Consider the following 14,559-nt stretch of genomic DNA (forward strand, 5'->3'; position numbering starts at 1 on the left):
TCTTGCGCTTGAGGTGATCCGCCCGCGTCATGCGGCCGGAAAAGCCGGGTCACCGTGGACCCTGGATGGGAAACCCGGCCCTCGAGAGGGCCGGGGAATATTTGTCAGGCGCTTTCGCGGAAATGATCGTCGTCGGCGTCGGGGCCGCCCATCGACATGTCGAGCGCAAAGCCCTTGGCGCGGGCCTGCTGGCTGTGAACGGCGTGGGCAGCAGGGCGGGAGGCGGGAGCCGTCGCGCGCTGAGCGGGCTTTGCGGAGGCGCGCGGTGCAGGTGCGCTCATCCGGGCCGCCGGAGCCTTGGCGCCTGACTGCTCGACGCGGAAGAAGGCGATCGAGGCCTGCAGTTCCTCAGCCTGCGAGGCAAGCTCTTCCGAGGTGGCTGACATTTCTTCCGAGGCGCCGGCATTCTGCTGGGTGACCTTGTCGAGCTGCTGGATCGCTTCGTTGATCTGGGCTGCACCGATATCCTGCTCGCGGCAGGCGGCGGAGATTTCCGAAACCAGTTCGGCGGTCTTCTGGATGTCCGGAACGAGGCGGTTCAGCATTTCGCCGGCTTCGGTCGCGACCTGCACCGTCTCACCCGAAAGCGAGCTGATTTCGGCAGCGGCAGCCTGCGAGCGTTCGGCGAGCTTGCGCACTTCCGAAGCGACGACGGCAAAGCCCTTGCCATGTTCGCCGGCGCGCGCTGCCTCGACGGCGGCGTTCAGTGCGAGCAGATCGGTCTGGCGGGCGATTTCCTGGACGATCGAGATTTTCTCGGCAATCGTGCGCATGGCGCCGACGGCGCGGTTGACGGCCTGGCCGGAAATTTCCGCATCACGCGACGACTGGCGGGCAATCTTTTCCGTCTGGGCGGCGTTGTCGGCGTTCTGCTTGATGTTGGCGGCCATCTCTTCCATCGAGGCGGAGGCCTCTTCGGCCGAAGAGGCCTGTTCGGTCGCGCCCTGGGAGAGCTGTTCGGAGCTGGCCGACAGTTCCTGGCTGCCCGAGGAGACATTGTCGGAAGCCGACAGCGCGTCGCCGACGACGCCGCGCAGGCGCTCGATCATGGTGTTGACGTAACCGAGCAGGTCGCCGATTTCGTCCTTGCTGGTGATCGTTGCAAAGCGGGTGAGATCGCCCTCGGCCACATTCTGCACGGCGCCGACGGCATTGCGCAGACCCTTGTTGATGCTCATCGCGATCCAGAAGGCGGCGAGAACGGCGACGAGCAGGGCCACAGCCGCGACCGAGATCATCACCAGGCGGGTCTGGACGTAGTCGGCATCGGCCTGTTCGTCGGCTGCCAGAAGGCGGCCTTCTTCAAGCTTGACCACTTCCGCCAGCAGCGCGTCGATCTCGTTTGTGACGGCGCGTGCCTCGTTGGCGGAAATCCGGTTGGCGCCGATCGTGTCGCCGGCGAGCATCAGGGCGCGGATCTGGTCGTCCTGCTTGCGGAACTCAGCGGTAAAGCCGGAAAGCTTGTTCCAGTAAGCCATGCCCTGCTCGGTAGCGCGGTCTTGGATCTGCTTGAACGTGTTGTCGAAATCGGCGCGCGCATTGTCGCCGCGGCCGATATAGGTCTTCATCTCCTCGGTGCCCGAGGCGAGCAGCAGGTTCTTCTGCTGGCGGATCTGCTGCAGCTGTTCGTTGCTCAGCGCCTGGGTCAGCTTGAGGCGGGTGGCCGGTCCCTGCAGCACGTTTTCCAGCGTGTCGTTGAGATTGCCGAGGCTGTAGACACCGTAGCCGGCGGTAACCATCAGCATCACGATGATGAAGCCGAAGGCGGAAGCGAGCTTGAGCTTGATGGACGCACGCATGTGTTTGTCTCCGTCAGAGTGGGACTGACATTAGGCCGCCGTGGCGGAACGATCGTGTTGAGCTGAAAAGATGACCTGGAGGTTCGGAAGGATGATGAATTCGCTTCCGCGCTTGACCAGGCAGTCGATGAAATCGGGGCGCCATCGCATGCCGACGCTCGGTGGCGGTTCGCTTGTCGAACGCGAGAGCGTCGTAACCTCATGCACCTTGTCGGTACGGATGCCGGCGAGCACCGGTTCGTCGCCGATCTCGATTTCGATGACGATGATGCGGCTGTCGATGGTCGGGCGCGTCGCCTCCATGCCGAAAGCGAGGCGAATGTCGGCGAGCGGAATGACCTTGCCGCGGAAATTGATGACGCTGCCGACAAAGGCTTTCGCGCCCGGAACATTGGTTTCCGGCAGGAGATCGAGGATTTCCTGAACGATGAAGGCTTCCAGCGCGAAGGTCTCGCCGGCGATCTCGAAGGTCAGCACCTCCAGCTCGTCGCGGCCGTTCCACAGGTCTTCGGAGAGGTTTCTGGCTGTCTGGTTCATCCGGCTGCGCGCAGATGCGCCTCCTGCTGTTGCCCCTCGGCGACGAGATGGCCGACGTCGAGGATGAGGGCGACGCCGCCGTCGCCGAGAATGGTGGCGCCGGAAAACATCGCGACGTCATGGTGAAGCTTCGACATGCCCTTGATCACCGTCTGGTGGTCGCCGATGATCTGGTCGACGACGAGGCCGACGCGCTCGGCGCCGGTCGAGATGACGACCACCTTCTGGAACTGATCGGGCTTGGTGCCGGTGCGGAAGAGATCGCGCAGGCGCAGGAAGGGCACGAGGCCGTCGCGCAGCGAGATGAAGCTGCGGCCGCGCGAGCGCATGTCTTCCTCGACCGAAAGCTCGAGGCATTCCTCGACCGCCGACAGCGGAATGACGTAGCGGGCGTTGCCGACCCGCACGAGCAGGCCGTCGATAATGGCGAGCGTGAGCGGGATGGCGAGCGAGATTTCCGAACCTTCGCCCGGGTGGCTTACGACATTGATCGTGCCGCGCAGCGCATCGATCGTGCGCTTGACGACGTCCATGCCGACGCCGCGGCCGGACAGGTTGGTGACAGCCTGTGCCGTCGAGAAGCCCGGCTGGAAGATCAGCTGGTAGAGTTCCTGGTCGGTCAGGCTCGCGTTCGCTGCGATCAGGCCGGAGGATCTCGGCCTTGGCGCGGACGCGGTCCTTGTTGATGCCGCGGCCGTCGTCCTTGATGGTGATGATCACCTCGCCGGCCTGCTGTCGGGCGGAAAGATGGATCCGGCCCGCTTCCGGCTTGCCGGCGGCGCGGCGTTCTTCCGCCGTCTCCAGCCCGTGGTCGCAGGAGTTGCGCACAAGGTGAACCATCGGATCGGCCAGCCGTTCGATGACGCTCTTGTCGACTTCCGTCGTTTCACCCTCGGTGACGAGCTCGATCCGCTTGCCGGTCTCGTTGGCGAGATCGTGTACCAGTCGGCGGAAGCGGCCGAACAGCTGGGTGACCGGCACCATGCGCAGGACCATCATCGTATCGCGCAGCTCGCCCGACAGGCGCTCGACGTCTTCCGAGACGGCACGCAGCTGAAGATCGCCGCTGCCGCCCGCAAGCTGCGACAGCCGCGACTGGGCAATCACGAGTTCGCCGACACGGTCCATCAGTTCGTCGAGCCGTTCCGCCGGAACGCGGACATTTTCGGCGGTTTTTGCCGATTTTGCGTCGGCCGGGGCGTTCGTTGCGGATGAGGCAATGGCTGCTGGAGCGGCGACGGACGGAGAAGCCGTGGCTTCAACGGTCGGGGCAGAGGCTTCGATCCTGGTTGCCGGCGCTTCCGGCTGAACCGGTGCTGCGATCTCCTCGACCACAAGCTCCATATCGTCCATGATGAAGATGAAGACGTCGTCGATGGCCGAGCGCGGCTGGTCGGTCAGAAGTTCGACATCCCAGGCGATATGGAGATCGGTCGGGGCAAGTTCGCCGAGCGAGGGGATCTTCGAACGGTCGGCGACGATGCGGCAGGTGCCGAGATCGCGCAGCTCGTCGAGCAGCGGCAGTGGATTGGTGCCGTTTGCCATCGCGTTCTGCGGCAGGCTGAAACGGATCTTGTAGAGCGTCTGGGCGGGACTTGCCGCGGGATCAACCGCATCGCCGCTATCGGCGCCGTCCACGGCGCGGCGCAGGTTGTCGAGCAGCGTCTCGCTCATCGCCTCGTGGTCGCCCATGGGCGTTTCAACCAGTGCCCGCATATGGTCCCTGGCGCCGAGGACGGCGGTGACCAATGCGTGAGTGGCGGGAACCTCACCCTTGCGGACGCGGTCGAAGGCGGTTTCGCAATGGTGGGTAAAGGCAGCGAGCGCCTCGAAGCCGAACATGGCGCCGGAGCCCTTCAGCGTATGGAGGCCGCGGAAGACCGCGTCGACCTGATCCTTGTCGCCGAGATTCACATTGAGATCGAGAAGACCTGCCTCGATCTGTTCCAGAAGCTCGGCCGCTTCTGTCCTGAATACCGCGATAGGATCAGGAAAGCTCATTTGCCGAGGACCTTCCTGGTGATCTTCACGAGGCTCTCGGGATCGAACGGCTTGGTCAGCCAGCCGGTCGCGCCGGCAGCCTTTGCCTCGGCCTTCAGCTCGGCGTCGGATTCCGTGGTGAGGAAGATGACCGGAACGCCCATATGGGCCGGCAGCTTGCGCAGCTCGCGGATCATCGTCAGGCCATCCATGTTCGGCATGTTGAGGTCTGTGACGATGAGATCGAACTGTCCTGCATTGAGCTTGGCAAGGCCGTCGAGGCCATCGACGGCCTCGGTTACCTGGTAGCCGGCATTGGTCAGCGCGACCCTCGTCGTCAGTCGGATACTCGCCGAATCGTCGACGGTGAGGATGGTGGCGCTCATTGATTTACCCCTTGATGAAGCCAGAATTTCGCGTCTTCGGCCGACATGCCTTCCAGGAAGCCGCTGCGACGCAGCGTTTCGAGCAGCGCGCCGTTAGCCGGCTGCGAAAGCGCGATGCTCTTGCCGGCGGTCCCGGCATGGATCCTTGCCGCCTCGATCATCTGGATGAAGCTGATGTCGACCTGCACATCGTCCGCCAGCATGATCGTGGCGGCCTCGTGTGCGTCCATGAATGTCAGCAGATCTTCGCGTGCAGACGTAATCGCCCGAACGGTCAGGTTGGCGGGCAGCGAGAGGCTCGCCTCGCTTCGACCGGAAGTATTCATACGTGCTCCAAACATCTTCGAATATGCTGAAATGGCCTGCCAAAGTTGCGCCTTCATGCTTAACGGGGCCTTAATCCGCTCCAGTGAGTTTTCGTGCAGGATTAGTAATAAGCGGCGTTTGGACCCTGTTCATATCTGCCGAAAATTAACCACGCGCGCCGAATCCGCCGCCGCGTTTCAGCCCGGTTAACCCTCGCTCCCGCAGATTGCCGCCATGCGAAGACAGCCCGTGCCTCGCCGATCGCCAAGCTCTCTTAGCCGGCGACGAAAAGGCGGAGAGCTGTCCCAGGATGAACAGGGTGAAGTCTCTGCCGATCGGGCCTTAAAGAGTCGACGGCAGTCATGAAGGGTGATGCGCGTGGCAGTCGCAGCAGTATTGTTGAACACGACCGAGTTTTCTTCGGCTCCGATCAATCGGGTAGCCCATGGCGCCGATCTCGTCGCCAGGATGGAGATCGCCCGCTCCCGGATTGAGGAGCGCTTCCTTGAAGGGGCGCGGCGCTGCTCTCCATTCTCGACGTTCTCAACAGACTGATCACCTCGCTCGACCAGCTCACCGGTTCGCTCGATGAAGAAACCGCGAATGCCACCATGGCCGAGCTTCAGCAGACGGTGGGCAAGCTTGCCGACCTGAGCAAGCTAGAGGCTGCTCGCCAGGCCGGTTTCTGCGAAATTTCAGGCGCCCAGAAGAACCTGCGCCCACATGTGGAAAGCATGCAGGAAACCATGCGCTACCTGCGAACCTTTGCCGTCACCGCCAAGATTACCGGTGCAGGCATCGAGGACTTTGCCGGTTTCGCCGAGGAAATCCTCGAGCGCATCCACACCGGGACGCGGCAGGTCAACGAATTCGGCGACAAGCTGCAGCATCTCGGCGCGGGTCTCGGCTCCGTCATGGCGCGCGGCGAAAAGACCATCGCACGCTATGAGACGGCGATCCCGGCCATCGTCTCGGATCTCTCCAGGGGTGGGATCGAAATCGGCGGCCATCGCAAGGTTCTGGTCGAGCGCGCCGAGCGCGTCCGCAAGATTGCATCCGGCATCCAGACCAAGCTTGCATCGACGCTTTCGGCCATGCAGATCGGCGACATTACCCGCCAGCGCATCGAGCACTGCCAGGCTTCGCTGACCATGCTCGACGAGTATCTCGCCGCCGAGACCGCCGGCCTTGGCGAAGAAGATCGCGACAACCTGTCGTCGATCGTTACCAATCTCGTCGCTGCCCAGCTCGGCCAGTCGATCGACGATTTCGATCGCGATACGGCAAAGATCGTCGCGACGGTCGCGAGTTTCCGCTCAGATCTGGCGGAGATCGACGACCTGCGCCGGATGATGACCCACGAAGGCGAAAGCGATGGCGACAACGCCATGCGCCGGCTGGAAGGCAGTGTCGGCACGGCCCGCGGGGCAGTGCGCGAGATCGAGGCCGTCGCGGCGGAAGCGGGCGAACTCAGCCGCTCCACGGGCGCCACGGTCCGCGAACTGATCGACGGCGTCGGCCTGCTGCAGCTGGTGCGCACCGACATTCACTACATGGCGCTCAACACCAATCTGCGCTGCGGCAAGATCGGCGAGCATGGCAAGGCGCTCAACGTCGTCACCGCCGAGCTGCGCAATTTTGCCGGCGCGCTGGATGAGACCGCCGAGAAGGTTCTGGTCGAGCTGACGACGCTGGAAACGGCAGCAGACAAGCTCAACGGCACGCAGGACGACGATGCGGCCGAGACGCTGGATGCCCGTCTTGAGCGCGCCATGGACAATATCCGCGCCGTCGGCGATCGGATGGACGGAGAGGCCGAGGCGCTGGGCGAGCAGAGCCGCGTGGCGATCGACGAGATGGACCGCTCGCTGTCGCGGCTCGATTTCAAGGCCGAACTCGGGGAAGTCCTGCGCGCCTGCGCCGACGAGATTTCGCTGGTCGGGAGTGCTGCTCCTCCGCCATGCTGGCGCCGGTGCTCTCCGATCTGTCCGGCCGTATCGCCCGGCTCTATACGATGGTCTCCGAGCGGGAGGTTCATGCCGCCGTCCTCGGCGAAGCGCCGCCGGTCGCTGCGCCGGCCGTTGCCGCCGTGATGAGCGACGACGATATCGACGACGCGCTGTTCTGATCGGCGATATCGCCTGATTTTCAGTCATCCTTGGCCGCGTGGCGGAAGCTGCGCGGCCGAATTATTCGGGGCCTGCGCCTTGACCTTTGCGGTCCGCTGGGTCATTTGACGCCCCTTGATTGAAGAAGCGCCTTTACGGGACGAACCCCGGTGGCGCTGGCAAAGAGATTAAACAATGGCCAAGGCTACATCTTCGGCGCCCTCCCAGCGCATGCTTCGCGTTGGCGAACAGGTTCGCGCCGCCATCACCCAGGTCCTGCAGCGCGGCGAAGTGCGCGACGACCTGATCGAGAAGACGGTGATCTCCGTGTCGGAAGTGCGCATGTCGCCCGACCTGAAGATCGCGACCGCCTATGTGACGCCGCTCGGCGTTGCCGACCACCAGACGGTGATCGACACGCTGAACCGCCATGCGAAATTCATCCGCGGCCGCCTCGGCGGCCAGCTGCGGCAGATGAAATACATGCCGGAAGTGCGCTTCCGCGACGACACGAGCTTCGACAATTACAAGAAGATCGATGAGCTGCTCCGTTCGCCCGAAGTCCAGCGGGACCTCGGCGAAGACGGCGACGACAACGCTTAAATCTGAAGAGAACGCATGTCCAAACCACGCAAACCCAAGGGCCGGGCCGTTTCCGGCTGGCTGATCCTCGACAAGCCGGTCGATTTCGGCTCGACCGAAGCCGTGTCCAAGATCAAGTGGCTGCTCAATGCCCAGAAGGCGGGACACGCCGGCACGCTCGATCCGCTCGCCTCCGGCATGCTGCCGATCGCGCTGGGTGACGCGACGAAGACCGTTCCCTATGTCATGGACGGCCGCAAGATCTACGAATTCACCGTGACCTGGGGCGAGGAACGCTCGACCGACGACCTCGAGGGCGAGGTTACGCAGAGCTCGGACACGCGCCCGGCCGAACAGGCGATCCGTGATCTCCTGCCGAATTATACCGGCACCATCCAGCAGATCCCGCCGCAGTTCTCCGCGATCAAGATCGCCGGCGAGCGCGCCTATGATCTCGCCCGTGATGGCGAGACGGTCGAGATCCCGTCCCGCGAGGTCGAGGTGTTTCGCCTGACGCTGCTCGGTGTCGAGGCCGACAAGGCGCATTTCGAGGTCGAATGCGGCAAGGGCACCTATGTGCGCTCGCTCGCCCGTGATTTTGGCCGCGACCTCGGCTGCTACGGGCACATTTCCAATCTCCGCCGCACCTTCGTTGCCCCCTTCGGCGAGGATAAGATGGTGCCGCTCGCCGATCTCGTGGCGCTGGAAAAGATCGAGGACCGCGACGAGCGTCTTGCCGCGCTCGATGCCTATCTGATCGATACGGCGGAAGCGCTGTCGAGCCTGCCGCATCTGCCGGTGACGGATGACCAGGCGCACCGCATCAAGATGGGCAACGCGATCATCCTGCGCGGCCGCGATGTGCCGGTCGAAGAGCCGGAAGCCTATGCGACCGCCCGCGGCCGCCTGATCGCCATCGGCGAGATCGGCCAGGGCGAATTCCGGCCGAAGCGCGTCTTCGGCTGAACCTCTTCCATTCCCCCGGTGAATGGTTTATAGGCACCGCCAGCAAAGGCAGGCTTTTCGGCCTGTTTTGCAATTCATGGCCAAGGCTGGACGACATCCCGGCCTCTGGCGACCCTAATCCTCAGTTCAGAAAGGATCACACGATGTCGATCACTGCAGAGCGCAAGACCGCCCTCATCAAGGAATACGCAACCTTCGAAGGCGACACCGGTTCTCCGGAAGTCCAGGTTGCCATCCTGACCGAGCGGATCAACAACCTGACCGAACACTTCAAGGGTCACAAGAAGGACAACCACTCCCGTCGTGGCCTTCTGACCATGGTTTCCAGCCGCCGTTCGCTTCTTGACTATCTCAAGAAGAAGGACGAAGGCCGTTACACCAAGCTGATCGGCAGCCTCGGTATCCGCCGCTAATGAATTGCAGGTGGGCGCTTCCTGAAACGCCCACCGCATCTTTTTTACGGGTGCTTCGGTACTCTCTACCGGTCCTGCGCTCCTTGCGCATGACCAACCAAGGCGGACCCGGATGGGCCGGTTTCGCCACCAAAACCAGACCTGTCATGGGGCAGGATTGCCGGATGCTTTTGATCGGAGCCGCTTGGCGGCTTCGGTCAGTTTGAAAGCTTCTCGTTGTCTTGCCCGTGATGTGTCGCATTGTTCGCGGCTGATGCGCTGCCGCCCGTTACGGATATTCCTTTAAAAAGGGATCCAGGGGCGAGGCGCCGTCTTCCGCGTTGAAGGACAAGACATGTTCAATACGCATTCTGTCGAAATCGAATGGGCAGGCCGCCCGCTGAAGCTGGAAACGGGCAAGATCGCCCGCCAGGCTGACGGCGCCGTTCTCGCCACCTACGGCGAAACCGTCGTTCTCGCCACCGTCGTTTCGGCCAAGGCGCCGAAGCCGGGCCAGGACTTCTTCCCGCTCACCGTCAACTACCAGGAAAAGACCTACGCCGCCGGCAAGATCCCGGGTGGCTACTTCAAGCGCGAAGGTCGTCCGTCGGAAAACGAAACCCTGGTTTCGCGCCTGATCGACCGTCCGATCCGCCCGCTCTTCCCGGAAGGCTACAAGAACGACACCCAGGTCGTCGTCACCGTCATCCAGCATGACCTCGAGAACAACCCGGACATCCTGTCCATGGTTGCCACCTCGGCAGCGCTGACGCTCTCCGGCGTACCGTTCATGGGCCCGATCGGCGGCGCACGCGTCGGCTACATCAACGGCGAATACGTCCTCAACCCGCATCTCGACGAAATGGATGAGTCGGTTCTCGACCTCGTCGTCGCCGGTACCCAGGACGCCGTCCTGATGGTTGAATCGGAAGCCAAGGAACTCAACGAAGAAGTCATGCTCGGCGCCGTCATGTTCGGCCACCGTGGCTTCCAGCCGGTCATCGACGCGATCATCAAGCTCGCCGAAGTGGCTGCCAAGGAACCGCGCGACTTCCAGCCGGAAGACTATTCCGAACTCGAAGCCGAAATGCTGAAGCTGTTCGAAGCCGAACTGCGCGAAGGCTACAAGATCACCCAGAAGGCTGATCGCTACGCAGCCATCGACGCCGTCAAGGCCAAGGTCAAGGCTCACTTCTTCCCGGAAGGCGTAGAGCCGAAGTACACGGCCGAAGTCATCGGCTCCGTCTTCAAGCACCTGCAGGCCAAGATCGTTCGCTGGAACATCCTCGACACCAAGAGCCGCATCGACGGCCGCGACCTGTCGACCGTTCGTGCGATCACGTCGGAAGTCGGTATCCTGCCGCGCACCCACGGTTCGTCGCTCTTCACCCGCGGTGAAACGCAGGCGATCGTCGTTGCCACGCTCGGCACCGGCGAAGACGAGCAGTATGTCGACAGCCTCACGGGCATGTACAAGGAGCGCTTCCTGCTCCATTACAACTTCCCGCCTTACTCCGTTGGCGAAACCGGCCGCATGGGTTCCCCGGGCCGCCGCGAAATCGGTCACGGCAAGCTCGCATGGCGCGCTATCCGTCCGATGCTGCCTTCGGCCGAGCAGTTCCCCTACACGCTGCGCGTCGTCTCGGAAATCACCGAGTCCAACGGCTCGTCCTCGATGGCAACCGTCTGCGGCACCTCGCTCGCTCTGATGGACGCCGGCGTTCCGCTCGCAAAGCCGGTTGCCGGTATCGCCATGGGCCTCATCCTCGAAGGTGAGCGCTTTGCGGTTCTCTCCGACATCCTCGGCGACGAAGACCACCTCGGCGACATGGACTTCAAGGTTGCAGGTACGGCCGACGGCATCACCTCGCTGCAGATGGACATCAAGATCGCAGGCATCACCGAAGAGATCATGAAGGTCGCGCTTGCCCAGGCACAGGGTGGCCGCAAGCACATCCTCGGCGAGATGTCGAACGCCATCTCCGAAGGCCGTGCACAGCTCGGCGAATTCGCTCCGCGCATCGAAGTCATGAACATCCCGGTCGACAAGATCCGTGAAGTCATCGGTTCGGGCGGCAAGGTCATCCGCGAAATCGTCGAAAAGACCGGCGCCAAGATCAACATCGAAGACGACGGCACCGTCAAGATCGCCTCGTCCTCGGGCAAGGAAATCGAAGCGGCCCGCAAGTGGATCCACTCGATCGTTGCCGAGCCGGAAGTCGGCGTGATCTACGAAGGCACCGTTGTGAAGACCGCCGATTTCGGCGCCTTCGTCAACTTCTTCGGCGCTCGTGACGGTCTGGTCCATATCTCGCAGCTCGCTTCCGAGCGCGTTGCCAAGACCTCCGACGTCGTCAAGGAAGGCGACAAGGTCTGGGTCAAGCTGATGGGCTTCGACGAGCGCGGCAAGGTTCGCCTGTCGATGAAGGTCGTCGACCAGGCCACTGGCCAGGAAATCAAGAAGGCCGACGGCGACGCAGCCGCCGAATAAGCTTTCGAATGATTGAAATGAAGGGCGCGGAAGTTTCCTCTTCCGCGCCTTTTCTTTATTGATAGATGACAAACACGAACCGCCAAGGTCCGCACCCATGAGCCGCGACGCGCTGAAAACCCTGTTCCACCCCTTCGTCACTGACGCCGTGCCCATGCCCGGCGAAGGCGAGCGGGTGATCTTTCTCGGCGCCGAGGCTGGCAATGCGAGGCCGGAAGGTTTTGATGCTGAGATCACCTATGCTCAACCCTTCCGCCCGCTCTTCCGCGGCCTGCGCGACAATGCTTTCCCGGAAGCCGAGGGTGACGATTACGATGGCGCGCTGATCCTTTGCGGCAAGCATCGCGGCGACAACGAGAACCGCGTCGCCGAGGCGCTGGCACGCGTCAAGGTCGGCGGCCTGATCGTCGTTGCCGGCGGCAAGGAAGACGGCATCCAGGCGCTGCGCACGATGCTTCTTAAGCTCAACATCCCGCTCGACTACACGCCGAAATATCATGGTGTCGCCATCTGGTTCGGCCGGCCGGAAGATGCGGGCGATGCGATCAAGGCGCTCAAGAAGACCGCTGTAACGGTCGAGGGACGCTTCCAGGCGGCTCCGGGCATGTTCAGCCATGACCGCATCGATGCGGGCTCGGAGCTTCTCGCAGGCCGCTTCCCGACCGATTTCGACGGCAATGTCGCGGATTTCGGCGCCGGCTGGGGCTATCTCTCCGTCATGCTGGCCGAGAAGTCGCCGCGCGTACACCGGATCGACCTGTTCGAGGCCGATTACCGGGCGCTGGAATTCGCCAAGCAGAATCTGGCGCATAACTGCCCGGACCTCGAGGCACGCTTCTTCTGGCAGGATCTCGGAGCCGAGCCGCCGAAGGAAAAATACGACATGGTCATCATGAACCCACCCTTCCACGAGGCGCAGGCCGCTGATCCGGAATTGGGCCGCACGATGATCCGCACCGCCGCCGGCGCGCTGAAGCAGGGCGGGCGCCTGATGATGGTCGCCAATCGCGGCCTTCCCTACGAGCCGGTGCTCGACGAAGCGTTCCGCGAATACGGCGAAACCTGCCGTAACGCCAAGTTCAAGGTTCTCTGGGCGAAGAAGTAACACGCCCGCACCCGAGCGATTTCATGGCTTGCCTGATAGCGTCGATGCAAACTAAGGTTGCGTCTGGTGGTGTCGGGGGACAACTGCATGAGATGGCCGGGCTTGGGTTTGGCTCTATGGCTGACCGCTGCAGGCGCGGCGTCGGCCGAGCCAGCGCGTATTACCTGGGAATGGTATAACGCAGCCGAAATCCATCAGGGCGACAGAGGGCGGGGCGCAGAGAATCCGAGGCTCGCCGCGCATTACTTCCGGCTCGCCGCCGAAAAGGGCAATGCGGCTGCCGCCTACAAGCTCGGCGAGATCTACGAGAGCGGAAAGGCACTGCCCGCAGATCCGCTGCAGGCCTTCTACTGGTACATGCGCGCCGCGGCCAAGAATGACAAGCACGGACAGCTCAAGATCGGCTGGTGCTACCAGAAGGGCATCGGCGTGCAGCCCGACCCGAGGATCGCTGCGATCTGGTATCGGCTCGCTGCCGAGAACGACAATATCTGGGGCTACCACATGCTTGCCTTCATGCTGGCAGACGGCGAGGGCGTGGCGAAGGATGTTGCGCAGGCACGGCGCTATCTCGAGCTCAGCCTGCCGAAGACGAAGGATCACTGGGCCAAGTGGAAGCTCGCCCACCTGATCGCGCAGGAGAACCCGAAGAAAGCCAAGGCTCTGCTTAAGGAGGCTGCCGCCGCCGGGAATGCCCAGGCGATGGATGATCTAGAGAAACTGCCTTGATCATGCCTCTATCAAGGGAACAGTGATGAGGAACGCGCCATTCGCGAGATCCGTGGCTATGTCGCCACAAGACATAAGCTGGTCCAACTTGGTTGGGTCAGGCAATACTTCGTCCTCCGCCCAGAGCTGCAGGGCCTCGATCGCATTGATCCCTAGATCCTCCTCACGATCCGCAGCCGAAAAGACTGACGGAAGATCAGGAAGCTGACGCCGTATGCGCTATCGTCATCCTTGTGTACGACCGCGATGAAATGCTTCATGTGCCGGCTCCCAGTTTAGCCTGAGCCGATGCTACACGATGCCATGGTAAACGAAAGGGCCCGCGCATCGGGATGCACGAGCCCTTCTTCAATTCATGCAGCCAGTGCTTACTCGACGTCGGCCTTGCGCAGCTTGTCGAGGGTCGGCAGAGAGGTGATGCTGTAGCCGGCGTCGACATAATGCACTTCGCCGGTCACGCCGCGGGAGAGATCCGACAGAAGATAGAGGGCGGAGCCGCCGATATCTTCGATGGTCGCAGTGCGGCGAAGCGGGGCGTTTTCCTTGTTCCAGGAATAGATCGCCCGGGCGTCCGAAATGCCGGCGCCTGCAAGCGTGCGGACCGGGCCTGCCGAGATCGTGTTGACGCGGATGTCCTGCGGGCCGTAGTCGGCCGCCAGATAGCGCACGGAGGCTTCCAGCGCGGCCTTGGCGACACCCATGACGTTGTAGTTCGGGATGACGCGCTGGGAGCCGTTATAGGTAAGCGTCAGCATCGAGCCGCCATTGGTCATCAGCGGCGCTGCGCGCCTGGCGATCTCAGTGAAGGAGAAACAGGAAATCACCATCGTGCGCGAGAAGTTTTCCCGCGTCGTGTTGGCATAAAGGCCTTTCAACTCGTTCTTGTCGGAAAAACCGATGGCATGAACGAGGAAGTCGAAACTGCCCCAGCGTTCCTTGATCGCGTCGAAGGTCGCGTCCACGGATGCGATGTCTTCCACGTCGCAGGGGATGACGAAGTCCGAATTCACCTCGGCGGCGAGCGGCTTGACGCGCTTGCCGAGAGCTTCACCCTGATAGGTGAAGGCGAGTTCCGCGCCCTGTGCGGCCACCGCCTTGGCAATGCCCCAGGCGATGGAATGGTTGTTGGCGACCCCCATGATCAGGCCGCGTTTACCCTGCATGATTCCTGTCATGGA

Annotated in this window: 12 protein-coding genes and 1 pseudogene; 7 read left to right on the forward strand and 6 right to left on the reverse strand. The window is 62.6% G+C overall.

Annotated features, from left to right (window positions below):
- Positions 1-104: 104 nt before the first annotated feature.
- The 5 genes and pseudogenes from N7E02_RS15835 to N7E02_RS15855 all read right to left on the reverse strand — a co-directional run bounded on the left by N7E02_RS15835 (position 105) and on the right by N7E02_RS15855 (position 5,028).
- Positions 105-1,799 (reverse strand): methyl-accepting chemotaxis protein, encoded by a 1,695-nt coding sequence (locus N7E02_RS15835; protein WP_286583100.1) that lies wholly within the window; start codon positions 1,797-1,799, stop codon positions 105-107.
- 30 nt (positions 1,800-1,829) lie between these two features.
- Entirely contained in the window at positions 1,830-2,336 is a 507-nt protein-coding gene (locus N7E02_RS15840; RefSeq protein ID WP_286583102.1) for a chemotaxis protein CheW, read from the reverse strand.
- Positions 2,333-4,337 (reverse strand): annotated as a pseudogene (locus tag N7E02_RS15845) (chemotaxis protein CheA). Before N7E02_RS15845 ends, N7E02_RS15840 begins: the two are co-directional and overlap by 4 nt.
- Entirely contained in the window at positions 4,334-4,702 is a 369-nt protein-coding gene (locus N7E02_RS15850; RefSeq protein WP_286583103.1) for a response regulator, read from the reverse strand. Before N7E02_RS15850 ends, N7E02_RS15845 begins: the two are co-directional and overlap by 4 nt.
- A complete protein-coding gene (locus N7E02_RS15855; protein WP_286583105.1) occupies positions 4,699-5,028 on the reverse strand; it encodes an STAS domain-containing protein in 330 nt (109 codons plus the stop codon). The genes N7E02_RS15850 and N7E02_RS15855 overlap by 4 nt, the downstream gene beginning before the upstream one ends.
- Positions 5,029-5,619: 591 nt before the next feature.
- Between N7E02_RS15855 and N7E02_RS15860 the strand changes: the two genes are divergently transcribed.
- From N7E02_RS15860 to N7E02_RS15890, 7 genes are all read left to right on the forward strand, one after another.
- On the forward strand, positions 5,620-7,101 hold the full coding sequence (locus N7E02_RS15860) for a methyl-accepting chemotaxis protein (protein WP_286583107.1): 1,482 nt from the start codon (positions 5,620-5,622) through the stop codon (positions 7,099-7,101).
- Between the two features lie 210 nt (positions 7,102-7,311).
- Positions 7,312-7,719, forward strand: coding sequence for a 30S ribosome-binding factor RbfA (gene rbfA, locus N7E02_RS15865; RefSeq protein WP_286583108.1), 408 nt, complete (start codon positions 7,312-7,314; stop codon positions 7,717-7,719).
- 15 nt (positions 7,720-7,734) lie between these two features.
- Positions 7,735-8,664 carry a tRNA pseudouridine(55) synthase TruB gene (truB, locus tag N7E02_RS15870; RefSeq protein ID WP_286583110.1) on the forward strand — a complete coding sequence of 310 codons (930 nt, stop codon included), beginning with the start codon at positions 7,735-7,737 and terminating at the stop codon, positions 8,662-8,664.
- A gap of 143 nt (positions 8,665-8,807) precedes the next feature.
- A complete protein-coding gene (rpsO, locus tag N7E02_RS15875; RefSeq protein ID WP_007528962.1) occupies positions 8,808-9,077 on the forward strand; it encodes a 30S ribosomal protein S15 in 270 nt (89 codons plus the stop codon).
- A gap of 334 nt (positions 9,078-9,411) precedes the next feature.
- The gene (pnp, locus tag N7E02_RS15880) at positions 9,412-11,547 is read left to right on the forward strand and encodes a polyribonucleotide nucleotidyltransferase (RefSeq protein WP_286583120.1); all 2,136 of its coding nucleotides are present in this window, start codon (positions 9,412-9,414) and stop codon (positions 11,545-11,547) included.
- A gap of 97 nt (positions 11,548-11,644) precedes the next feature.
- Complete coding sequence (locus N7E02_RS15885; protein ID WP_286583124.1) at positions 11,645-12,652, forward strand: class I SAM-dependent methyltransferase; 1,008 nt, start codon at positions 11,645-11,647, stop codon at positions 12,650-12,652.
- Positions 12,653-12,739: 87 nt separating this feature from the next.
- Complete coding sequence (locus N7E02_RS15890; RefSeq protein WP_286583126.1) at positions 12,740-13,381, forward strand: tetratricopeptide repeat protein; 642 nt, start codon at positions 12,740-12,742, stop codon at positions 13,379-13,381.
- A 368-nt stretch (positions 13,382-13,749) separates the two neighbouring features.
- Here N7E02_RS15890 and fabI read toward each other — a convergent pair whose 3' ends face one another.
- Entirely contained in the window at positions 13,750-14,556 is an 807-nt protein-coding gene (gene fabI / locus N7E02_RS15895) for an enoyl-ACP reductase FabI (protein ID WP_286583130.1), read from the reverse strand.
- Between the last annotated feature and the right edge of the window lie 3 nt (positions 14,557-14,559).

It is taken from the genome of Terrirhizobium terrae, from assembly GCF_030323265.1.
Taxonomy (GTDB): domain Bacteria; phylum Pseudomonadota; class Alphaproteobacteria; order Rhizobiales; family Rhizobiaceae; genus Neorhizobium.